Consider the following 23,053-nt stretch of genomic DNA (forward strand, 5'->3'; position numbering starts at 1 on the left):
CGATCTCGACAGCCGAGCAACTGTGAGCGATAAGAACGCGATGTAACTGGGACTGGTCTATTTGCCCGGCAGACTTTAGACGGAATCTCCCAAAATCGCCGTCTGGTCATGAGCCGACTTCCGAAGCGCGCGAGGTGAGGTGGCAAGCTCAGATGCGAGCTGAGCGCCGAAGGTTTACGCAGCGATGCCAGGTAGGACGTTCCAGCAGACGCCCGACACCGGGGCGCATCGCTATGGTCAACATCGTGAAATCTCTCAAGTTCTCCCGCTTGGCGGAGGAATGGACCGTACTCGGAGTGAGACGGGGCACTTCCAGTGACGGGGAAATCGTGCTCACCGAGGATGAACTCGGGAAAATTGCGGCTTCTGACCTTCGGCGCGAACTCGCTACGGAATCGAAGTTCTACGGCGTCCAGACTGCAGCTGCAACCGTTTCACTGGTCCCCATAGGGTACGTCGATCTCGACTACGGGCCGTACTCCCCCATCAGCTTTGAGTGGGACGGCAGGAAGTTGAACACGACCTTCTCCCAGCAGGTGCAGTGGCCGATAGACGGGAACGAGGACACAGCAACCTCGGCTGTCCGCCGGTTGCTACCTCCACTTCTCGCCGCATCACGGTCCAGCCTACGAGTCGTCGAACCGGATGACCGCTTTAGTGACCCGCAAGTCCTGTTCCTCACGATCACTATCGAGACGCCGTTGCGTGGCCGGACCCTGGCCGATCTGTATTCGGTCGCCGAGGACGCGATGCAACTGTGCGACGCATTCGCAGGATCGGCCATCACGCGGCAGACCGTCGCGAATCTCGTCCGCGGTGGCGCAGCTCATCTACTCGTCGGTCAGCCGGAGGGAAACTGGCTCGACGCAAAATCACAGGAGTACGACCTCACAACTCTCGATGGGAAGATCTCGCTAGCGCAAGCCGTGGCCCGATTCTGCAACGGCGAGGACGGAGGGCTCGTCGTGATCGGGGCCAAGGCGAAGAAGGTGCCAGGTGGCGAGGTCATTACAAGAGTTGGCGGCGTCCCAGCGACTGCCGGCCGCCACGTAAGGTACAGGCAAGTTCTCGACCACCACCTGTATCCGCCGCCCCTTGGACTGAGGGTCGACCTTGTGCCGGCTGACGGCGAACGGTCTTTGATTCTGATCGACATACCACCGCAGGGTGAGGAGCTTAAGCCGTTCCTGGTGCACGGCGCAATCAGATCCGACAGCCGAGCCGAAGGTACGTTCATCAGCATCGTGCAGCGACGTGGAGAAGGGAGCATTCCGATCACCGCACCGATGATTCACGCAAGCCTCGCTGCGGGACGTGCTCTTCTGCGTGGTACGTACGACAGCACGAAGAACTGACTTCCGACACCCCCGCGTTGGGACCTTGCAAACGGTGCGCATAGCCAACGGTTGCGGACGTCGACGAATTGGGCGTCGTCGGACGGAACGGAGATCGCCGGGTGGGTCGAGCTGACAATGCCAACTCGCTCGCCTACTGCTCATCCCAAATCGAGCCAAAGCATGTTCGCATGCAAGTTCATTCGCGATCGCGGTCTTTCCGCCCCCTCAGGCGTCCGATGCGTGGCTTCGAACCAAGCGAATAGTCAATTGACGTCGTGGCATTGTTCGCCGATTTGTAAAGTCGCTACCGTGGCAGGCCATCCACTCCATCTACGTCGAGATGAGTTCGCCGAGTCGGCGGGCGACACGTAATTGTCACCACCGAGCGGGCAGTCTCCTTCTTCGGCCCGGAACTGCCCGCTTCGACAGTCGCCGACCGTGCGCCGGCCCATACTTCGACGACGCGCTCTCCGGGTATCCGAACTACGGCGTCTTCGATGGGCACTATTGGTGCATGACCGCAGACAGCTCCGCACAAAAGAACGCGACAACGTCCGACACCGATGCGGATGAGGACACGGCAGTGATCTTCATCCTCTTCGGGTCGACCGGCGACCTCGCCAGGCGGATGGTCCTGCCATCGCTGTACGAGCTCCACCGCCGAGACCTGCTCCCCGACGGGTGGCAGCTGATCGGCAACGGGCGGGGCGACCGCACCGACGACGAGTTCCGACAGCACGTCAAGGATGCGATCGAGGAGTTCGGCGCGGACGGGTCGGGCTCGTCGGACGAGTGGACATCGTTCGCCGAGACCATCCGGTTCGCCGGCGGCGGGTTCACCGCGGACGACCCCGGCCGTCTGCTGGAGGTGATCGACGCCGCCCGCAACGCCGTCGGGGACACCGCTCAGCTGGTCCACTACCTCGCCCTCCCGCCGACCACTTTCGTCGACTACACGAAAGCCATTGCCGCGCATGGTCTCGCGAAGGGTTCGCGGGTCGTCTACGAGAAGCCGTTCGGGACGTCTCCCGACGGATTCCGGGCACTCGACGAAGCGGTGCACGAATCCCTCGACGAAAAGCAGATCTACCGGATCGACCACTTCCTCGGGAAGGAGAGCACCCAGAACCTGCACGTCCTGCGCTTCGCCAACGGACTGTTCGCCGGGGTGTGGAACCGCGAGCACGTGGCCGAGGTCCAGATCGACGTCCCGGAGACCCTCGACATCGCCGACCGCGCCGCGTTCTATGACGCCACCGGGGCCTTCCTGGACATGATCGTCACGCACCTGTTCCAGGTGGCGGCAGAGGTCGCCATGGAACCTCCGGCGTCGCTCGGCGCCGACGACCTGCTCGACGCGCGGGAGTCGGTCATCGCGGCCTTCCGTCCGCTCGACCCCGCCGAAGTGGTCTACGGCCAGTACGAGGGGTATCGCGACACCGAGGGGATTCCGGACGATTCCACCACCGAGACGTTTGCGGCAGTCCGCCTGTGGGTCGACACCGACCGCTGGCACGGCGTCCCGTTCCTGCTCCGGACCGGCAAGATGCTCGACCACAGCTCGCAACGACTCAGCCTCGTGTTCCGCGCCCCCACTGACGGTCCGCTGACCGATACCCGGGAGGACGGCACCGTGCTGACCTTCGACCTGGCCGGTGACGGTGCCATCGATCTGGCCGTCACGGTCAAGGAACCGGGGTCGGGCACGGACCTCTCCGTCGCGCACATGACCGAACAGCTCGACGAGGTGGCCGACGGCCTGTCGCCGTACGCGCGACTCATCGTCGACGTGCTGCGCGGTGACCGATCGCTGTTCACCCGGCCCGACGGCCTCGCCCACGTGTGGGAGGTGGCCGCGCCGGTGCTGGACAATCCGCCTGCTCCGCAACCGTATGCGGCCGGATCGACCGGCCCCGCGGCCGCCGACGACCTGTGCGGCGGGTCCGGCTGGATCTGAGGCGCGCCGGCTCTACTCGCCGAGGCGCCGATCGAGATTGATGGCCGCGCTGATGAGGGCGAGGTGGGTGAACGCCTGCGGCATGTTCCCGAGTTGTTCGCCGGTGAGACCGACCTGCTCGGCGTAGAGACCCAGGTGATTGGCGTGGGTGAACATCTTCTCCAACGCCAGCCGGGCGTCGCCGAGCCGGCCGGTCCGGGTGAGCGCTTCGACGTACCAGAACGAGCAGAGCGAGAACGTCCCCTCGGCCCCGTCGAGGCCGTCGTGCCCGCCGTCTGTGTCGTACCGGAACACCAGGGAGTCGCTCACGAGCTCTTCCTCGATCCGCTCGAGGGTGCGGACGAAGCGCTCGTCGGTGGGTGACAGCAACTTCACGGCGGGGATCAGCAGCAGCGCCGCATCCAGACGGTCGGAGTCGAGGGTCTGGACGAACGCCCCCACCTCGTCGTTCCAGCCGCGCTCCATGATCTGCACGAAGATGTCGTCGCGCGCCTTCATCCAGCCGGCGATGTCGCCGGGTAGTCCGCGCTGCCGGCTCATCCGGATCATCCGCTCGAGGGCCACCCACGACATCACTCGCGAGTAGACGTAGTCCTGCGGCTTGCTGCGCACCTCCCAGATGCTCTGGTCCGGACGGTCCCAGTTGTCGACGAGCCACCCGGCCACCGTGCACAGATGGGTCCAGGCCCCGTACGAGATCCCCGGTCCGTATTTGTTGTAGAGGTACACCGAGTCGATGAGCTCACCGTAGATGTCGAGCTGGAGTTGATCGGCGGCGGCGTTTCCGATCAACACCGGGGAGGTTTGCCGGTAGCCCTCCCAGTGGTCGAGTTCGGTCTCCTTCGGTGGTGGATCCCCGTCGAGGGTGTACATCAATCGCAGCGGCCCCAGATCTCCCGACTCGTCGGCACCGTCGTCGAACCGGCAGGTCAGCCAGTCCATGAACGCGCCGGCCTCGTCGGTGAACCCTAACCGGAGCAAGGCATACAGCGTGAACGCCGCATCGCGGATCCACACGTAGCGGTAGTCCCAGTTCCGTTCGCCACCGATCTCCTCGGGAAGCGCGGCGGTCACCGCCGAAACCACTGCCCCGGACGGTTCGTGCGTCAGCAGTTTGAGTGTGAGCGCCGACCGATGCACCATCTCCCGCCACCGACCGGTGTACGACGACCTCGACACCCAGTCCTGCCAGAAGGCGACCGTCGCGGCGACGACGGCGGGCGAACTGTCGTGGTCGAGAAGCTCGTCGTCGACGGGGTCGGGCGCGAGGACGAACGTGACGCACTCGCCGGTTTCGACGGTGAAGTCGGCCTGCGCGTCCCGGTCGTCGATCGTGTCGACATCGGCCGTCGAGACGAGATGCAGCACCAGGCCGTCGGTCTCGAAGCGAACCCGACGCCCGTCCTCGACGACCAGCTTGTGTGCCTCACGGCCGTAGTCGAACCGCGGCGCGATCGTCACGCGGAACCGGACGGAACCCCGGACACACGAGATCCGACGGATGATCCGCGTCCGGTGGTCGGGGTCGTGTGGTCTCGCGATCGGCATCAGGTCCTGCACCTCGGCGACGCCGTCCTCGCTCAGGTAGCGGGTGACGAGCACGTTGGAGTCGGGCAGATAGAACTGGCGCGTGGTGACGTCGCCGTCCACCGGTTCCACCGTCCAGGCGCCGCCTCGTCGGGCATCGAGCAACGAGCCGAACACGCTCGGCGAGTCGAATCGCGGACAGCAGAACCAGTCGATGCGCCCGTCGACTCCCACGACGGCTGCGGTCCGCAGGTCACCGATCACACCGTGATCGGCGATCGGCAGGTAGTCGCTCGCGGAGTCAGCCGTCGTGGCGCCGTCGCATCGGGAAGTCGGATTCGCGTCCTCGCCGGATTCGGTCGCGGTGCTCATGGCGGCCATTCGTCGCCTGGCCCCTTCCGGATGGGCCGGGGCACATTCGATCGGGTTCGCGATTCCGGCCAACTGGAACACCCCGATATCGGACACTCGGATCCAGAATCACCCTCGACCGAAGGACGCACCCGTTGACGACAAGCGACGTGAGCACGAGCACGGCAGACGACGCCGCCACCATCTTCGCCGACGCCAAGGCCTACACCGACGAGCCGCGCCTGTACGCGGCGATGGCATATCTGCGGGCACACAATCCGGTACCGCGCGTCGACCACGGCCCCTACCGACCGTTCTTCGCCATCACCAAGCACGCCGACATCATGGACATCGAGCGCGACAACACCCTGTGGCTGAGTGAACCGCGGCCCGTGCTGACCACCGCCGCCGCCGACGATGTCGCACGGGCGCAGCTGGAATCCGGTGCGGGCCTGCGCACCCTGATCCACATGGACGATCCGCACCACCGCAAGGTCCGCGCGATCGGCGCCGATTGGTTCCGGCCGAAGGCCCTGCGCGACCTGCAGACCCGCGTCGACGAGCTCGCCAAGCGCTACGTCGACCGGATGCGCGACATCGGACCGGAATGCGACTTCGTCGAGGAGGTCGCGGTCGGTTTCCCGCTGTATGTGATCCTCTCGCTGCTGGGCCTGCCCGAAGCGGACTTCCCCCGAATGCATCAGCTCACGCAGGAACTGTTCGGCGCGGACGACGTCGAATACCGTCGAGGGGCAACACTCGAGGAGCGGATGGCGACGCTTCTGGACTTCTTCGCCTACTTCAACGAGCTGACCGCGTCCCGACGCGCTCACCCCACCGAGGACCTGGCCTCGGCCATCGCCAACGGCCTCATCGACGGGGAGCCCCTGTCCGACGTCGACACCGCGTCGTACTACGTGATCGTGGCGAGTGCGGGCCACGACACCACCAAGGACGCCATCTCCGGCGGGCTCCGGGCGCTGATCGAGAACCCCGCCGAGCTCGACCGTCTCCGCCGCGAACCCGAGCTCATCGGCACCGCGGTCGAGGAGATGATCCGGTGGACCACGCCGGTCAAGGAGTTCATGCGCACCGCCGCCGCGGACACCTCGGTCCGCGGTGTACCGATCGCGAAGGGTGAATCCGTCTATCTCGCTTACACGTCGGGCAACCGGGACGAGGAGGTCTTCGACGATCCGCACACCTTCGACGTCGGCCGCTTCCCCAACAAACACCTGTCGTTCGGGTACGGCGTCCACTTCTGTCTGGGCGCGGCGCTCGCGCGGATGGAGGTGAGGAGTTTCTTCGCCGAACTGATCCCGAGGCTCGATTCCATCGAGCTCGCCGGAACACCCGAACTCGCCGCGACCGTCTTCGTGGGAGGACTCAAACACCTTCCGATCCGGTACTCGCTGCGCTGACGGCGACCGAGACCCGTTCGTCGTAGAAGCAGATGAGGTCGCGCACGGGCTCGGCATCGGTCAGCGGGTCGGTGTACGTCCACGCGACGTCGGACACCACATGGTCGCCGACGACCGCCGACCAGTAGGTCGCCTGGCCCTTGTACGCGCACACCGTCACGGTGTCCGACGGCACGAGAAGGTCCACCCGGACATCCTCGCGCGGAAGGTAGTGGCGCGGCGGCAGATGGGTTTCGAGCAGCAGGGTCGGGCGGCGGCTCTCCGCCAGGACCGTGTCACCCACCGTCACCACCACGTGTCTGCTGGTGGCAAGGCAATCGATGCGCTGGAACGGATCGTGCGGGTGACCGATCGCCGTCTGGTCCTCTTCGCGCCACTCGTCGAACGCCGACCAGTCCAGGAGAACGTGGCCGGCGAGGTCCGGATCCCGCGGGCGGAACCCGGCGCCGCGCAGCGTTCGTCCGTCGGCCTGCAGGTCGTAAACCGTACCGGGTGCCGTGTGAATCGCGAACGGGTCGTCGGGTGTCAGGATCGGCGCATGCTCGGCGACGGCGTCGACCACCTGCGGATCACCGAGCGGCGCAACGACATCGGCAGTCGGTACCGCATAGCATCCGACCACCCGGTAGGGTTCCCACACCTGGATGGCCGATGCCGAATCGACGACGACCTGCCCGTCGACCATCGCGCGCACCCGCCTGCGCATGTCGGCCCAGCGCAGCGAACCGAGTTGGGACATCGTGAGTTCATCCATCGACGTGGCCATGGTCCGATGGTCCTCCGATCACGCGGCACGCGCCAGGCCGCATCGGGTTCCCGGCAGTTCGCCGGTGGTGCCCAAGCGACCGTTCGGCGAGGCAGCGAAGAATTCGTCCACCTCAGCTCCGTGGAAGGGCACTACTATGCCCTTCGGTCATCGTCAGCTGGACGAGAATTTCGGACCCGCCTCGCCCCGGTACGGTCCGACGTCATGGGCGAGGACAGACGGGCGCACCATCGCTGGACCGAAGCCTCGGCCACGATCGACGTCTCCGACCGTCCGTCGTGGGCGGAAATCTGGTGAGCACCAGCACTCTTCGCGTCGCCGCAACAGCATAGACAGCACAGCCGAGTGATTTACGAACCGTTTACTTTGCGGTATTCCGACCGACTCCAGATCAAATAATATTAGAACTGGCTCGGCCACAGCCCTCGCGACAAGGTCGTCGCGAAATCAGCCGGCTTTCCTTTCCGCTTCCTTGGACATACGAAGCGGCCTGCATTCGAGGAGCATCCTTTCGATGACCGACCCCTTGTTCGACGACGTCCTCGCACGCCTGGATCGCCTCGAGTCCCAAGACGCCATCCGCACCGTCAAGGCGAACTACATGCAGTGGGCCGACGACAAACGACGCCTCGGCATGGGCGGATTGTTCTGGGACGACGCGATCTGGGAAGAGGTCGACGCCACAGGAGAGACGATCGCCGATGCCCGATGGGAGGGGCGCGACGCAATCGCCGAGATGTTCAACCTGAGCCCCGACCGGCTGTGGTTCACCGTCCACTATCTGACCAACGAGACGATCCAGGTGTCTGGCGATCGGGCGGTCGGCCGATGGAAATTGTTGGAGCCCTGCACTATCCGCGACGAAACAGCCGTATGGCAAGGAGGCCACTACGTGGACGAATTCACCCGGCGGGACGGGATCTGGAAGATCTCACACCTTCGCCTGACCTTGGATTTCCAGACTCCCTACGACGAGGGCTGGCTGCGACGCCGCCACCTCTCCGACTCGACGGCCCCGGCCTCATGAAATATGCACGCTTCGCCCAGGGCGGCGTTGTCGGTGTCGGCGTCGTCACCGCAGACGTCGTCCAACCGATCGGTGAAACCCTGGACGACATCATCCGCGGCGCCCAACCCACACCTATCGGTACTCCGGTGCCGCTCGATGATGTCGGGCTGTTGGCACCGGTTCCCGAGTCCAGCCGCGGCGTCTACTGCTTCGGCATCAACTATGTCGCCCATCAGCGAGAGTCGGCCGAGCACTTCGCCGCGACGGTTCCGTCTGACCCGATCGTGTTCTTCAAGACTCCGTCGGCCCTGACAGGACCCTTCGCCGACATCGTCACCGACGACGCGGTTTCTGCCCAGCTGGACTGGGAGGTCGAACTGGGAGTGCTCATCGGTAGAGCCGGACGGAACATCGCGCCCGATGCCGTGGCCGACCACATCTTCGGCTACACCGTGGTCAACGACGTCACCGCACGCGACCTCCAGAAGCGGTTCTCGCAGTGGCACATCGGGAAGAACCTGGATGCGACGACACCGGTCGGACCGTGGATCGTCACCGCCGACGAGATCGCCTTCCCCCCTCGTCTCGAGATCGCGCTACAGGTCGACGGGGTGGTCAAGCAGCGAGCCGTCACCTCCGACATGATCTTCTCCATCACCGAGCAGATCTGCGCCCTGAGTCGCTACATCGAATTGCTTCCCGGCGACCTGATCGCCACCGGCACCCCTGCCGGGGTCGGCTTCACCCGCACTCCGGCCGAATTCCTCGCGCCGGGATCCGTGGTCACGGCGTCCATCTCCGAAATCGGCAGCATCGTCAACCCGGTTCGCCGGGAGATCGACATCGCATCACTCACCGAAACCCCCGCCGACCTCACAAGTATCGAAGGAGTCCGATGAACAGCGCCGTCTTCACCGAAGCCGAGACGGTCGGGTTCTACAGTCCCGCGGTGGTCGCCCCGGTCGGCGCGCAGCTCGTCGCGATTGCCGGCGTGCTGAGCACGGATGCGGCCGGGAACTCGGTCGGCACCGGCGATTTCGAGAAGCAGCTGCGAACCGTGTTCACCAACATGGCCACGACTCTCGAGGCCGCGAACTCCTCCCTCGTCGACGTCGTGAAGTTCACGACGTATCTCGTGGACCCCGACCACATCGCCGAGTTCTACCGCGTACGCGAACTGATCTTCGCCGACCTTTATCCGAACCGGCGCCCGCCCGGCAACACACTCTTGGTCGTCGCACGCCTCGTCCGTCCCGAGTTCCTCGTCGAGATCGAGGCCATCGCCACCACACACACCCCGCTCTCGGAAGGCTTCCCCCATGTCGGATAGTCCCATCTCCCCAGAGGTTTCCGGTGACACCGCCACCTACCCCAGCGGAAGCCGCCTCGTCGACTCCGGTCTGGTCGCCGACAACTCGGAGTCCGCCGGCGGCGGATCCGGCTCGCTCGCTCGCGGTTCGGCGGCGTCGGCCGGTGGCATGTGGATGGGTGTGAGCAAACTTCCGCCCGGACACCAGTCGGTTCCACATCATCACCAGGACCAGACCTCGATCGTCTGCATCGTCGACGGTGCCATGCGGTTCCGCGTGCATGGCCCTGACGGCGCCGAGGAGTTCACTGCCTCGGCCGGTCAGATCGCGGTCATCCCAGGAGGATTGGTTCACGAGGAGTTCAACGACCTCGACATCGAGTGCGTATGCGTCGTCACCCGCAACAACGAGAACCCAGTGGTACGGAACGTCTGATCACGAGCCGTCCGTCCCGCTCACAGCCCACATCCAGGAGCACCCATGAACACCATCCACCAGCTCGTCCAGGACGTCCTCGACCGTTTGGGCGTCCCCGATGCCGACTTCGCGACGACCCGCACCATGCCCACCGAGGTGTACACCTCCGAAGAGTTCTTCGAGTTCGAGAAAGAAGCCATCTTCGCGAAGGAGTGGCTGTGCCTCGGCCATGTCAGCCAGGTCCCGAATGTCGGTGACTTCTACTCGATCACGGTGGGTGACGAACCACTGATCGTCACCCGTGACAACGACGAGAACGTCCGGGTGATGTCGGCCATCTGCCAGCACCGTGCCTATCCGGTGGTCGATGCGAACGAGCAGGGCAATACCAAGCAGTTCCGGTGCCCCTACCACTACTGGGCCTACGATCTCGACGGTCGACTGAAGGCGGCCCCCGAGATGAAGCAAACGTGCCCGATCTCGCAGCTACGCTCGGAGACACGTCTACCGAACCTGAAGGTGGAGATCTGGTACGGAATGATCTTCGCGAACATGGATCTCGAAGCCGAACCACTGGCGCCGCAGCTGACCAAACTCGCGGGTGAGATGGAGATGTACGACGTGGCGAATCTGGAGATCACCTCACCGCAGGAGTTCCCCGGATTGGAGTGGAACTGGAAGGGCATGCACGAGAACGCCCTCGAGCCGTACCACACGTCGTTCGTGCACATGGGCTACCACGACATCGCGCCGGCTTCGATGGCCGAGTTCGTCGAGTTCGAGGATTCCGACAACGTCATCATGCACCCGACCAACTACCGCTACATGGATGCCGGATTCAATCCGACCGGCAAGGCGATCCTGCCGATCCTGCCCGGTCTCGACGAGTTGCATCGCAGCCGGATCATGTTCGCCTCGATTCTGCCGACGGTGTTCTTCGCGCTCAGTCCCGAACAGGTCTTCTACTTCCTCATCACGCCGGAAGGAGCCAACAAGATGACCTTGCGGGTCGCGTGGCTGTTCCCGGCCGAGACGAAGAAGGCGGCCGGGTTCGACTGGGCCTTCGAGATGCAGAATGCGGTGAACCAGGTGATCAACGACCAGGACATGGTCACCAACAAGCGCATGCAGGACGGGCAGCGGTCGCGATATGCCAAGCGCGGACGCTACTCGTGGCAGGAAACCACCCTCCCCCAGGTCAATCGCTGGCTGGCTCTGCGGTACCAGGCACATGCCAAGTCCCTCAGCGAAGTCGACTGAGCCGCCGACCGATCGGAAAGGTTGCATCGCCATGACTCTCGGAGAGATCAGCTCGCCGGCGACCGTGGGCACGCTCGTCGCCCCGGCTCGGCCTCGCGCCGGGGCCGAACGGTCGGTGACATACCGCCAGGCCCGGTCACTGCTCGGCGTCGGCATGTGGGGGGCGGCAGCCGTCCTCGTGATGGTGTCCGTGTTCGAGGCGGCCAAGGCTCTGTTCGGGGTGTCCGACGTCACGATGCCGCACAGCTGGTCGATCGTGTCCGCGTTCGCCGACACCACTCCGAGCGGACAGATCCGCGCGGCGGCATTGGCCGAGAACATCGCGGTGACCCTGCAGCAGTCGATTGTCGGCGTGGCGCTGGGCATCTCGGTGGGTGCCGTACTCGGTTTGGTCACCGCCAGATCCGAGTTCATCTCCCGAACGCTGACCCCGGTTCTCGTCGCCACGCAAACCCTGCCACTCGTCGCGATCGTTCCGGCCTTGATCATCCTCCTCGGCGACGGATGGTTCTCGCGCGCGGTCATCGCGTCGCTGCTCGCGTTCTTCCCCGTCTATGTCGCGGTGGCGAGAGCGCTCGGCGACATCGGGGCCGACCGGCGGCAACTCTTCGCAGCCGCCGGCTTCTCGCGGAGCAGAACACTTCTCAGTCTCGACCTACCGGTTCTCACGCTCGCTGTCACGTCCACGGTCCGGACGGCAACCGCGCTGGCGGTGACCGGATCCATCGTGGCGGAGCTTCCCAGTGGCAGCGACCGAGGAATCGCCGCAACCATGCTGACCGCCGCCTCGTACTACCTCACCGACCCCGAAGCGCTCTGGTGCTCGGCCCTGGTGGCCATGGCCGGTGGCGTCGCCCTGGTATTCGCGCTCTCCGCCATCGCGTCGTACACCACCCGCACCATGCTTCGCATGCCCGCCGACGGAAAGACCGGACAATGACAACCTCCGCCAGCCGGATCGACGACCTGTCGGTCGACCAGCCACCTCGCCCTGACGGGATCGTGCTCGACGCGGTCACCAAGTACTACGGCGACAAGCTGATCCTCGACGCCGTCGACCATGTCTTCGAGCCCGGATCGTTCGTTTCGTTGATCGGACCGTCGGGGTGCGGCAAATCCACCCTGCTCAGGATGATCGCCGATCTGGAGCCGGTGAGTTTCGGGGAAGTGCGTATCGGCTCCCGTACGCCTGCCGAGGCACGACGGGACCAGACCATGTCGATGGTCTTCCAGAGCCCCAATCTGATCCCGTGGCGGTCGGTTCGGCGCAACGTCGAGCTGCCGCTCGAGGCGATGGCCATGGACAGGGCACAGCGTCGGCTACTGGCTACCGCAGAACTCGAGCGGGTCGGCCTCGGTCAGTACCTCGATGCCCATCCCCGCACGTTGTCGGGCGGGATGGCCCAGCGTGCCGCGATCGCACGCGCTCTCGTCAGCGATCCGCGAATCGTGTTGATGGACGAGCCGTTCGGCGCGCTGGACGAGATTCTGAGGGAGCGCCTGAACTACGAGTTACACGCGTTGTGGGCAAGTACCGGCAAGACGATCGTGTTCGTCACCCACAGCATCGCCGAAGCGGTCGCGTTGTCGACCGATGTCGTCGTGATGGGCCGTAACCCCGGACGAATCCATGCCCGTCTCCCGGTCGATCTTCCTCGCGAACGCACCCCCGAACTGGCCCAGACGACTCAGTTTTTCGAGATGACCAGCGAGGTTCGTCGACTGCTGGCGAGTGCCTCATGACCACGACCAGATCCGCTGTTCGACAGTCGTTTCCGGCGGCCGACCGTGCCGGGTTCGGCCAGCGGATACTCGCTGTCGCCGGCCCGATGGGCGTCGTCGTCGTCGCACTGCTCGGGTGGGAGCTATGGGTCGAGGCGGCCGGCATCAAACCGTTCATCCTGCCGACACCCACCGGAATCTGGGAGGCATTCGCCGAGCGTCCCGTGTTCTTTCTCGACCTCGGACTGCACACCCTCCAGGAAGCGTTGGCGGGGTTGGTGATCGGTTCGGTCACGGGGGCGATCAGCGCTCTCGTGGCGTTCCGGATCCGAGCCCTGGACCAGACCGCGGAGGTGGCTTGCGCGGCGATGCTCGCGCTCCCGTTGGTGGCCCTCGTCCCCATCTCGAATGTCTTCTTCGGGCTGACGCCGTCGTCCCGGATCTTCGTGGTGTCGGTGGCGGTGTTCCCGATCGTGCTCTCGTTTCTGCGCCGCGGCCTCCGCGACACCGATCCCGGGCTCGTCGAGGTCTTCCGGTCGATGTCGATCTCACCGGCGCGCACTGTCCGCGACCTCTACCTCCCGTCGATGCTTCCCGCCTGTATGAGCGCGCTCCGAGTTGCGTTACCGACCGCATTCTCGATCGCGATCGTTGCCGAATTCTTCGGTGGTGAGCTGAACACTCTCGGGACGTTCATCAAGTCCTCCGCAGTGCAGTCGCGAGTTGCCGACACCTGGGGTGCCGCATTCGTCGCATTCGTTTTCGCAGTGGTGCTCTACCTCGCTCTCGCGATCATCGAGCGCCGAATCCTGCGATGGCACCCGTCCCGAACCGATTGACCCACACCCTTACCGACCAGTCCAGCAACCCCAGCTCCACCACAGCCACACGGCGTTAACCGCCAGTAAAGGAAACCATCATGTCGATTCTCCGAGCCCGGCCTCACTCTGCTGGGCCCCGATCCCGAGCCCTGCGGCTCGCCGGCGCAGCAGTCGCCACCGCTGCAGCCATCTCCCTGACCGCCTGCGGCAGTGGCGATTCCGCAGGAAGCGACGGCAAGGTCGACGTCGTACTGGGGTGGGTGATCCAACCCGAGTTCGCCTCCGTCTACGCCGCCGAAGCACTCGGTTACTACGACGAGGCCGGTCTCGACGTCACGATCAAGCCAGGGGGTCCCGAGGTCAACGCCGAGCAGCTGGTCGGCGCCGGGAGCGCCCAGTTCGGGGTCGACAACGGCTCGAACGTTTTCTTGTCCAACGACGTCGGAACCGGCCTTGTCACCCTTGCCCAACTCGAGCAGGAGACCTCCCTCCGTCTCGTGTCACGGGCCGCGGATGGCCTCCAGGGTCCCGAGACGTGGGCAGGGAAGCGCATCGGCGTCTGGTCGTCGGCGAACTCGCTCTATGCCTCGCTCGCCAAGCACGACATCGACAAGGACACCGACGTCACCCTCGTCGAGCAGGGCTTCGACATGTCGCAGTTCCTGAACGGTGAGATCGACATGGCATCGGCCTACGGGTACAACGAGGTCGGCCAGATCCTCCAGGCCGGCGTTCCGATGTCTGATCTGACGATCTACGACTATGCGGACGACAGCACTGCCACCCTTGGACTACAACTGTTCGGCAACGGCGAATTCGTGGAAGCCGAGCCCGAGAAGGCCGCCGACTTCACCGCCGCGACCATCCGCGGCCAGGTCTATTGCCGCGACAATCCGGAGGAATGCGTCGACTTCGTCAGTGACGCAGGCGCATCGATCGACCGGGACTTCATGCTGTGGCAGATGAACGAGGTCAACAGGTCGGTGTGGTCCACCGAGGTTCCGATCGGGACGCTTGACCGCAACTCGTACCAGCAGACCGCCGACGTCCTCACGGGTACCGGGGTCATCGAGAACCAGCCGGACCTCGACGCTGTGATGGGTACCGAGATCTACGACGCGGCGGTCGCGAAATTGACCGACATCGACCTCACCAACACGGGCTTCGCCCCCAAGGAGAACCTCGTCCCGTGACCACCATGCGCGACATCATCTTCACCAACGTCTACCATCCACTCACCGGCGAGCACTCCGACATCCCCATCGCAGTACCATCGCCGCCTGCGCCTGAACCCACGACCGTCGACGGTTCCGAACTCTGGGCCCTGCCCGGCATCTACGACGCCGACGCGCACATCCCGCTACTCAGCCTCGGGCTCCGCCACCAAGAGATGCACAGTCCGCGGATGGGCGGGATCACCCACGTCAACACCGCCCTTCAGTGGCAACAGCTTCGCGGGTTCGACGTGGCCGCCATCGGTGACTACTGCGCCGAGACCGTGCTCCCCCGGTACATCCCGACCCTCTCGGTGGAGCCCGAGGACACCGACGGATTCGCCGACTGGCTCGATGCCAATGCGCAAACGTTGCAACAGCACTGGGCCAAAGTCTGCAAGTTGTACTCGCCCGACCCCAATTTCGAGGCGAACATCGAAGCAGTGTGGCGAGCGGGACTCACGGCAGTCGTCTACTCCTGGGACGACGACGATCTGGATCGGGTTGCGGCACTGCGTGGCGGGCCACTCCATCACCGACATGCACGGTCGAAGACCTCAGCGCAGGTCATGCAGTCGACCCCGGGCGCCACGCTGCAGACCTCCCCGCACTACCTTCTCGAACTGGTCGACGAGCACGCTCGGGACCTCCACGTTCTGCCGCCGGTACCCGGTGGAGGCGACCGCACCTCGCTGCTCGACATGCTCGTGTCCGACATCGACATGATCGCGACCGACGACAACGCGCCCGTATACGGAAACACCGGGCCGGGCCTCTCCAGTCAGCGGTATCTGTTGTCCACTCTGCTCACCGTCGCCAAGATCGAGGGAATCCCACTGGCGGCGCTGTGGGAAAAGGTGACCACCAAGCCGGCGGCGATCTTCGGAACAGCGCATATGATCGACGAGTCCGTCATCGTCGTCGACCCGAAGCGAAGGACCCCGGTCGGTCTCGAAACCGGCGAGGGCCCTCGAAACCCCTACGTCGGACTGGTATTGTCCGGCGCGGTTGTGGCCATGGCCACCGGCGGGCAGGGAGTGGTGCTGTGACGATCGGGGGATCGAGATGACATGTACACATCAGTCCACGGCGCGGCGGCCAGGATGACGGCCCTGCCGCCGCGGATTGCCAAGCCCGCTCCGACTCGTGCGACAAGCACCGCCAATCTCGATGTGGCCGAACGTCTTCGTCGGGCGATCGTGAGCGGCAACCTGCCCGCCGGTTCCCGAATCGTGCAGTCGGATATCGCGTCACGGCTGGGGGTCAGTGTCACGCCGGTCCGTGAGGCTCTCCGGCAGCTCGAAGCAGAAGGACTGGTCGACTTCGATGCGTTTCGGGGGGCAACGATCCATCAGATATCGCGAGAAGAACTCGTCGAGGTCTACCAACTCCGCAAGACATTGATTCCGTCGAGCGTGACCGCCGCGGTGCTCGAAGTCACCGAGGAGCAACTCGACGAGGCCGAGATGCTGGCGACCTCGATGACCATGGACATGCCGGCGAGCGATTGGGTCGAGGCGAACCGTCGGTTCCATTGGCTGATGGACACCTGCGACAGCCAACCCCGGACCCGCGTGATCCTCGGCAATCTCACCGACCTGTCGACCCTGTACGTCGGGATGGCGATCGTGTCGGAGCACGCCCGCCGGAGTCGAGCACAGGTGGATCACCTGGAGATGGTGCGCATCACTCGGCGCCGGGATGTTGAAGCCGCTGTCGCACTGGCCGTCGATCACCTCGACGACACACTGCGTTCCGCACTGAAAGCCATGCCGGAGTAACACTTCCGCGTCACCCCCGACCACATCACCGCTGTCGGCGCCGGTGGCAACTCCTCCTTCATCGAAAGGTCATACCCTCCCATGCCCACGACTGACAGCCGCCCGCTGCGGGTTGCGATCGTCGGTGCCGGTCCCGCCGGGATCTACGCCGCCGACGCCCTGATGAAGTCCGATATCGTGAAGTCCGACACCGCCAAGGACCTGGCGCCGGGAGCAACGCGAGCGGGCCAACCGCTGTCCGGCGTCAGCATCGATCTGTATGAGCGGATGCCCGCTCCGTTCGGTCTGATCCGCTACGGCGTCGCACCCGACCACCCGCGCATCAAGGGCATCATCACCGCCCTGCACAAGGTCCTCGACAAACCACAGGTACGCCTGCTCGGCAACGTCGACTACGGCACCGACATCACCATCGACGAACTACGCGCCCACTACGACGCCGTCATCTTCTCCACCGGCGCCACCGACGACCGCGTCCTCGACATCCCCGGCATCGACCTCGACGGCAGCTACGGCGCCGCCCAGTTCGTCGCCTGGTACGACGGCCACCCCGACTTCCCCCGCACCTGGCCCCTCGAGGCCGAGAAGGTCGCAGTCATCGGCGTCGGCAACGTCGCCCTCGACGTCGCACGCGTACTCGCCAAGACCGGCGACGAACTGCTGCCCACCGAGATCCCCGCCAACGTCTACGAAGGCCTCAAAGCCAACAAGGCCATCGAGGTCCACGTCTTCGGCCGCCGCGGCCCCGCCCAGGCCAAGTTCACCCCCCTCGAACTCAAAGAACTCGACCACTCCCCCAACATCGAAGTCATCGTCAACCCCGAAGACATCGACTACGACGAGGGCTCGGCCGTCGCGCGCCGCGGATCGAAGATCACCGACCAGGTCGCCACGATCATCGAGAACTACGCGATCCGCGAACCCAAACAGGGCGCGATCCACAAGCTGTTCCTGCACTTCTTCGAAAGCCCCACCGAAATCCTCGGCGAAGACGGCAAAGTCGTCGGTCTGCGCACCGAACGCACCCAGCTCGACGGCACCGGCAACGTCAAACCCACCGGCAAGACCACCGACTGGGAAGTCGGCGCGGTCTACCGTGCGGTCGGCTACCTCTCCGACAACCTGCCCGAGATCCCATTCGACTCCCAAGCCGGCGTCATCCCCAACGAAGCCGGACGCGTCTTCGACGAAGGCCACCAGCTCACCGGCATCTACACCACCGGCTGGGTCAAACGCGGCCCCGTCGGCCTCATCGGCCACACCAAGGGCGACGCCAACGAGACCGTCGACTGCATCCTCAAAGACATGGAAGCCGGGGCCCTCAACCAACCCGGCAAACCCGCCGAGGACGCCATCATCGAACTCCTCGAGTCCAAGAGCATCCCGTTCACCACCTGGGACGGCTGGTACCGACTCGACGAACACGAACGCGCACTCGGCGCCGCCGAAGGCCGCGAACGCGTCAAAGTCGTCGAACGCGAGGACATGCTCGCCGCCAGCCGGGGCTGACGCTCCCCGACCCCGAGTGGTGACCGCTTCGAGACCCCACGGCACGGCTCGACGAGACCCGACGGTGCGACGATCAGCAGGTGACCAGCCCGTCGGACACCGACCGCACCCGCTCCGGCGCAGGCGACGCCGAGTGGAATCGCGCCCAACGCGACGAGACCGAAACACAACGGCTGGACCGCAACTGGAATTCGCTCCTCCAGGAGCTCCGCGTCGTGCAGACGGGAGTGCAGATCCTGACCGGGTTCCTGCTCACCCTGCCGTTCCACGACGGGTTCGAGGAACTCGGCGGCACACTCCGCGTGATCTACCTGATCACCGTGTCGTGCGCGGTCGGTGCGGCCATCCTGCTCGCCGCACCGGTGGCCCTGCACCGCGCGCTGTTCCGGCAGCATCAGCTCGCGCTGATCGTCACCTACGCGCACTATCTCTCGTTCGCCGGACTCACCCTGTTGGGACTGGCGCTGTCCGGCGCGGTCACGGTCGTCTTCGGTGCGACCGCCGGCCCGGTCCCGTCGGCGATCGCCGGGGTCGTCACGCTTGTCGTGTTCTCACTTTCATGGCTGATAGTCCCACTGTGGCTGCGCGCGATGACCGACTCGCCGGCGGGTTCCGCCGACGACCCGCGGCGTTGACAGCGTTCACCTGCCCGGGGTACGCAGACGACGTGACCCTCGCACCGAGTTTCATCGAGAACCGCTATGACGAGGTGACCGTGCTCGCGTCGTCGCATGGCGGTGCGTTTCCATACGGCAACTCCGTCGTCGTCCGCGGCTCCGCCGGCACTCTCGTGATCGATCCCTCGCTCGAGGTCGACCACGACCCCGTGCAACCCGACGCGGTGATGATCAGCCATGCGCACGAGGACCACATCGCCGGTCTCCGGCACTTCGCCGCGGACATCTTCGCCCATCACGCCGACGTCGACGGCGTTCGCTCCCTCCAGGTCCTCCTCGACAACTACGGTCTGACCGACGAGCAGCGAGCAGGTGTCGACGCCCAGATCGGTGACACCTTCGACCTGACGCCCGGCTTTCCCGACGCCGCCGGAGTCGACGATGGGCACGTCTTCGACCTGGGCGGCGTCACGGCAACGGTCGTACACCTGCCCGGCCACACCGCGGGACATTCCGGCGTACTCGTCGAGCCCACCGGCTTCCTCTATCTCGCCGACATCGACCTCACCTCGTTCGGCCCGATGTACGGCGACCTGGGGAGCAGCGTCGACGACTACCTGGCGTCGATCGCGCGGGTCCGGGACATCGACGCCCGCTGGTATGGGACCTTCCATCAGAAGGGTGTCGTCACCGGCGCCGACGACTTCCGCGCGCGGCTCGCGGACTATGAGGGCGTCATCCGTCGACGCGAGGACCGGCTGCTGGAGTTGCTGCGCCACCCGCGCACCGTCGACGAGATCATCGTGGAGCGACTCGTCTACCGGCCGCATGTCCGGCTGCCCTTCGTCGACGCGGTGGAGAAGCGAACCGCCGAACTCCATCTCGAACGGCTGATGCGCCACGGGCAGGTCATGCGCTCCCCGGAAGGTGTCTACCACCGCACATAGACGATCGCCTGCTCTCCGCACGTTTACCGAATGTCCGGTTCGGTCACCCTGTGTCGACGACACGAGCGAGAGTGAGGAGCTACAAGTGCCCACCGACACCACGCGCCCGAACAGCTGGGACTTCGGCCTGGACAGCGCGATCCCCGACCTCGGCAGCTCCGGCGACGTCGAGGTCTCGTCGACCGATTTCAGCGACACCTACTACGACACCGAGGACCGGGACCTACTCGCGCACGGTACGACCGTCGTCTTCCTCGACGGCGGGGACGAGGAAGGCCGGGAACCAGGGTGGCGGGTCACGACACCGTCCCCCGGCGAGATCATCACGGAGCGGGTGGACGCGCCCTCCACAGCCGTGCCGTCGGCGATCGCCGATGCCCTGTGGGGTCTGAGCGGCGGCAAACCGTTACGCGTGGCGGCGATCGTGCACACGCACCGGACCCGCCACCGGCATCTCGACGCGACGGGGGAACACGCCTACGACGTCGTCGACGACACCGTCTCGGCCACGGTCACCGGCCCGGTGGCCACCGCCACGTCGTGGCGCGAGGTCGGGGTGCAAGCGGAGTCGAACGCGATCCCGAAGAGTGTGCGCAAGCGGATGGCCGGGGCCGGCGCGCGACCCGCGTCGGCATCGTCGACCTTCGAGCGCGCGATCGGCCACGAGGTCCCGCGCCCCGCTGCCCCTGCGTCGCCCGCGGCGGGCGCGGTTCTCGACTACGTCCGGGAACAGATCGCGACGATCTTCGCCGGTGACGTCGCCCTCCGACGCGGCGCGAACCCGGTGCACGGCGTCCGTGTGGCCATCCGGCGGCTGCGCAGCACGCTGCGGACTGCCGCTCCCCTCTTCGTGCCGGACGGTCTGTCGGACCTCGACACCGAACTCCAGTGGTTCGCGGGTGTGCTCGGCGAGGTGCGCGACCGTGAGGTCTTGCGCGCGCGATTCGCCTCGGCGGTCGCCGATCTCCCTGACGAGTTGGTGCTCGGGCCGGTCGCGGCACGGATCGAGGAGGAGCTCTCCGCGCAGCAGCACCATCACCGGCAGACCGTCACCGACGAGATGCGGTCGGACCGGTACCGCGGACTGTTGTCGACCCTCGGGACCTGGAACGAGTCGGTCCCGCTCGCCGACGACCAGATCTCGACGAAGCAGGTACGTCAGATCGCCACTCGCGCGGCGCGCAAGGCGGACAAGCGTCTTGCGCACGCGCTGGAGACCGGGAACGAGGAGGACCTCCACCGGGCGCGTAAGGCGGCGAAACGGGCTCGGTACGCGGGTGAGCTGGCCGCGCCGGTCGTCGACAAGTCGATGGGTCGGTCGCAGGCCAAGCGATACAAGAGGATTCAGACCGTCCTGGGCGAACACCAGGATTCCGCGGTGGCCGCCCGCGCGCTCCGTGAACTCGGCGCGGGCGCCGGAGTCCGCAAGGGAGAGAACGGCTTCACCTACGGGATCCTGTATCAACGTGAACTCGCCGCCGCTGCCGCGGCGCGCGAAGCCGTGCTGTCCGGGAAGAACTGACGTCGGCCGCGTCGCCCGCTACGACGTCTCGAGGATCGCGCGCCGCAGCTCGGTGTGATCGTCGAAGAACGTCGTCGCCGGTCCGTACCGCCGGAAGGTGTCACTACCCCGGCCGGTGACCACGACGACATCGTCGTCACCGGCCATGGTCGTGGCGATCGCGAAGGCGGCCTGCCGGTCGGGTTCCTCGATGACGAGCGCCGACGCCGCGCGGCGTGCACCCGGAGCACCCGGGCCCGAATGGCATTCGGGTCCTCGTCTTCCGGGCTCTCATCGGTCACGATCACCACGTCGGCGTACTGTGCCGCGACCTCGCCCAGGGGTTCTCGCTTGCCCGGGTCACGCCCGCCGGTCGCGCCGACGACCACGATCAGTCGCCCGCCCTCGGTCAGCGACCGCAGATACGGGAACAGCGCATGCTGACCAGCGGTGTTGTGCATGTAGTCCACGATCGCCCGGTAGGGCTGCCCCGCGTGCACGGGTTCGCAGCGGCCCGAGATGCCGGTCACCGCCGAGATCCCCTCGGCCGCGGCAGCGAGGTCGACGCCGTCGGCCACCGCGGCGGTGAGCGCGAGCAGGGCGTTGCCGACCTGGTGCGGACCCAGCACCTGCAGGCCCATCCGGGCCCGCCCGTGCGGCGTGTGGACGGTGAACTCGGTCCCGAGCCGGCCGGTCCGGATCTCGGTGGCGACGACATCGGCATCCGGGCGGGAGGTCGAGCACGTCCAGGTCTCCGTCGTGGTGCCCGTGGCCAGTCGCGCGCCCCAGGCGTCGTCGATGTCGATCACGGCGATCTGCGTCCGTTCGGCGGTGAACATCGCGGCCTTGGTCGCGAAATAGTTCTCCATCGAGTCGTGATAATCCAGGTGATCATCGGACAGATTGGTGAACGCCATCACCCGGAACACCGTGCCGTCGACCCGCCCCTGGTCGATGCGTGAGACGAGACCTCCATGGCGCAGCAGGTGACGCCGTGGCGCCGGAACATCGCCAGTGTCCGTTGCAGCATCGGCGCCTCCGGCGTCGTACGCAGCGGGACGACGTCGCATCCGGGTCCTCGGATGCGCGCGCCGGAGATGAGTCCGGCGGCCTCACCCCCCGCAGCCAGCGCGGCGTCGACGAAGTGAGTGGTGCTGGTCTTCCCGTTCGTTCCCGTGACACCGAAGACCCGCAGGTCTCGCGACGGCTCGCCGTGGAACCAGGAGCTCAGCGGCCCCATCACGCGACGCGGTTCATCGACGAGAAGTGAGGGCAGCCGAAACGCCGGCCGGTCGCTGATCACCAGCACGGCACCGGCGGCGGCCACCTCTCGCTCGAAGTCGAGTCCGTGCCAGCGGCTGCCGGGTATCGCCAGGTAGGCGTCCCCGGGACGGATCGTCCGGGAATCGTCGTCGATGTCGCGGACGACGATCGAACCGACGTCGGGTCCGCCGACGATCGGCGTTCGGAGATGATCGGCGATCTGCGCAACGGTGACCTGCGCACCCGGATGGGGGTCCATCCTGCGACTCCGCTCCGGGTTCATCGCGCCGAGGTACCCGGGCCGCGGGCGAGCCCAAACCTCG

Annotated in this window: 21 protein-coding genes and 1 pseudogene; 18 read left to right on the forward strand and 4 right to left on the reverse strand. The window is 65.8% G+C overall.

What is annotated here, in order from left to right:
• Positions 1 to 245 precede the first annotated feature (245 nt).
• Together ABIC25_RS09390 and ABIC25_RS09395 are read left to right on the forward strand one after the other, a co-directional pair.
• Positions 246 to 1,355 (forward strand): hypothetical protein, encoded by a 1,110-nt coding sequence (locus tag ABIC25_RS09390; protein WP_354561120.1) that lies wholly within the window; start codon positions 246 to 248, stop codon positions 1,353 to 1,355.
• A 496-nt stretch (positions 1,356 to 1,851) separates the two neighbouring features.
• Complete coding sequence (locus ABIC25_RS09395; protein WP_354561121.1) at positions 1,852 to 3,294, forward strand: glucose-6-phosphate dehydrogenase; 1,443 nt, start codon at positions 1,852 to 1,854, stop codon at positions 3,292 to 3,294.
• A 12-nt stretch (positions 3,295 to 3,306) separates the two neighbouring features.
• Here the strand turns inward: ABIC25_RS09395 and ABIC25_RS09400 are convergent, their stop codons facing one another.
• Complete coding sequence (locus ABIC25_RS09400; RefSeq protein WP_354561123.1) at positions 3,307 to 5,202, reverse strand: glycoside hydrolase family 15 protein; 1,896 nt, start codon at positions 5,200 to 5,202, stop codon at positions 3,307 to 3,309.
• A gap of 140 nt (positions 5,203 to 5,342) precedes the next feature.
• Here ABIC25_RS09400 and ABIC25_RS09405 point away from each other — a divergent pair, with 140 nt between their 5' ends.
• Positions 5,343 to 6,593: a cytochrome P450 gene (locus tag ABIC25_RS09405; protein WP_354561125.1), complete on the forward strand. Its 1,251-nt coding sequence runs from the start codon at positions 5,343 to 5,345 to the stop codon at positions 6,591 to 6,593.
• On the opposite strand, the gene ABIC25_RS09410 is transcribed toward ABIC25_RS09405, so the two are convergent.
• Positions 6,559 to 7,359 (reverse strand): DUF427 domain-containing protein, encoded by an 801-nt coding sequence (locus ABIC25_RS09410; protein WP_354561126.1) that lies wholly within the window; start codon positions 7,357 to 7,359, stop codon positions 6,559 to 6,561. The genes ABIC25_RS09405 and ABIC25_RS09410 overlap by 35 nt on opposite strands.
• 514 nt (positions 7,360 to 7,873) lie before the next feature.
• Here ABIC25_RS09410 and ABIC25_RS09415 point away from each other — a divergent pair.
• The 15 genes from ABIC25_RS09415 to ABIC25_RS09485 all read left to right on the forward strand — a co-directional run bounded on the left by ABIC25_RS09415 (position 7,874) and on the right by ABIC25_RS09485 (position 21,488).
• On the forward strand, positions 7,874 to 8,386 hold the full coding sequence (locus ABIC25_RS09415; protein WP_354561128.1) for a nuclear transport factor 2 family protein: 513 nt from the start codon (positions 7,874 to 7,876) through the stop codon (positions 8,384 to 8,386).
• Positions 8,383 to 9,267, forward strand: coding sequence for a fumarylacetoacetate hydrolase family protein (locus ABIC25_RS09420; protein ID WP_004019127.1), 885 nt, complete (start codon positions 8,383 to 8,385; stop codon positions 9,265 to 9,267). The genes ABIC25_RS09415 and ABIC25_RS09420 overlap by 4 nt, the downstream gene beginning before the upstream one ends.
• A complete protein-coding gene (locus ABIC25_RS09425) occupies positions 9,264 to 9,698 on the forward strand; it encodes a RidA family protein (protein ID WP_004019128.1) in 435 nt (144 codons plus the stop codon). Before ABIC25_RS09420 ends, ABIC25_RS09425 begins: the two co-directional genes overlap by 4 nt.
• Entirely contained in the window at positions 9,688 to 10,113 is a 426-nt protein-coding gene (locus ABIC25_RS09430) for a cupin domain-containing protein (protein ID WP_004019129.1), read from the forward strand. The genes ABIC25_RS09425 and ABIC25_RS09430 overlap by 11 nt, the downstream gene beginning before the upstream one ends.
• A gap of 45 nt (positions 10,114 to 10,158) precedes the next feature.
• Positions 10,159 to 11,355: an aromatic ring-hydroxylating oxygenase subunit alpha gene (locus tag ABIC25_RS09435; RefSeq protein WP_354561130.1), complete on the forward strand. Its 1,197-nt coding sequence runs from the start codon at positions 10,159 to 10,161 to the stop codon at positions 11,353 to 11,355.
• 31 nt (positions 11,356 to 11,386) lie between these two features.
• The gene (locus tag ABIC25_RS09440; protein WP_354561131.1) at positions 11,387 to 12,295 is read left to right on the forward strand and encodes an ABC transporter permease; all 909 of its coding nucleotides are present in this window, start codon (positions 11,387 to 11,389) and stop codon (positions 12,293 to 12,295) included.
• Positions 12,292 to 13,098 (forward strand): ABC transporter ATP-binding protein, encoded by an 807-nt coding sequence (locus tag ABIC25_RS09445; protein WP_004019132.1) that lies wholly within the window; start codon positions 12,292 to 12,294, stop codon positions 13,096 to 13,098. The genes ABIC25_RS09440 and ABIC25_RS09445 overlap by 4 nt, the downstream gene beginning before the upstream one ends.
• On the forward strand, positions 13,095 to 13,916 hold the full coding sequence (locus tag ABIC25_RS09450; protein ID WP_354561133.1) for an ABC transporter permease: 822 nt from the start codon (positions 13,095 to 13,097) through the stop codon (positions 13,914 to 13,916). Before ABIC25_RS09445 ends, ABIC25_RS09450 begins: the two co-directional genes overlap by 4 nt.
• Before the next feature lie 80 nt (positions 13,917 to 13,996).
• Positions 13,997 to 15,091: an ABC transporter substrate-binding protein gene (locus tag ABIC25_RS09455; protein ID WP_004019134.1), complete on the forward strand. Its 1,095-nt coding sequence runs from the start codon at positions 13,997 to 13,999 to the stop codon at positions 15,089 to 15,091.
• On the forward strand, positions 15,088 to 16,161 hold the full coding sequence (locus tag ABIC25_RS09460; protein WP_354561135.1) for an amidohydrolase family protein: 1,074 nt from the start codon (positions 15,088 to 15,090) through the stop codon (positions 16,159 to 16,161). Before ABIC25_RS09455 ends, ABIC25_RS09460 begins: the two co-directional genes overlap by 4 nt.
• 21 nt (positions 16,162 to 16,182) lie before the next feature.
• Complete coding sequence (locus tag ABIC25_RS09465; protein WP_354561136.1) at positions 16,183 to 16,893, forward strand: GntR family transcriptional regulator; 711 nt, start codon at positions 16,183 to 16,185, stop codon at positions 16,891 to 16,893.
• An 81-nt stretch (positions 16,894 to 16,974) separates the two neighbouring features.
• A complete protein-coding gene (locus ABIC25_RS09470; RefSeq protein ID WP_354561138.1) occupies positions 16,975 to 18,402 on the forward strand; it encodes an FAD-dependent oxidoreductase in 1,428 nt (475 codons plus the stop codon).
• Positions 18,403 to 18,482: 80 nt separating this feature from the next.
• Positions 18,483 to 19,037 carry a DUF6328 family protein gene (locus tag ABIC25_RS09475; RefSeq protein ID WP_354561140.1) on the forward strand — a complete coding sequence of 185 codons (555 nt, stop codon included), beginning with the start codon at positions 18,483 to 18,485 and terminating at the stop codon, positions 19,035 to 19,037.
• 32 nt (positions 19,038 to 19,069) lie between these two features.
• The gene (locus tag ABIC25_RS09480) at positions 19,070 to 19,966 is read left to right on the forward strand and encodes an MBL fold metallo-hydrolase (protein ID WP_239401610.1); all 897 of its coding nucleotides are present in this window, start codon (positions 19,070 to 19,072) and stop codon (positions 19,964 to 19,966) included.
• An 85-nt stretch (positions 19,967 to 20,051) separates the two neighbouring features.
• Positions 20,052 to 21,488: a CYTH and CHAD domain-containing protein gene (locus tag ABIC25_RS09485; protein ID WP_354561142.1), complete on the forward strand. Its 1,437-nt coding sequence runs from the start codon at positions 20,052 to 20,054 to the stop codon at positions 21,486 to 21,488.
• Here ABIC25_RS09485 and ABIC25_RS09490 read toward each other — a convergent pair.
• Both ABIC25_RS09490 and ABIC25_RS09495 read right to left on the reverse strand, forming a co-directional pair.
• Complete coding sequence (locus ABIC25_RS09490) at positions 21,428 to 22,108, reverse strand: glutamate ligase domain-containing protein (RefSeq protein ID WP_354561295.1); 681 nt, start codon at positions 22,106 to 22,108, stop codon at positions 21,428 to 21,430. The genes ABIC25_RS09485 and ABIC25_RS09490 overlap by 61 nt on opposite strands.
• Positions 22,106 to 23,013, reverse strand: a pseudogene (locus ABIC25_RS09495) (Mur ligase family protein); the annotation flags it as partial. The pseudogene ABIC25_RS09495 and the gene ABIC25_RS09490, both read right to left, overlap by 3 nt.
• Positions 23,014 to 23,053 lie beyond the last annotated feature (40 nt).

Origin of the sequence: Gordonia sp. PvP123 (genome assembly GCF_040547295.1) — a bacterium.
Classification (GTDB): domain Bacteria; phylum Actinomycetota; class Actinomycetes; order Mycobacteriales; family Mycobacteriaceae; genus Gordonia; species Gordonia terrae.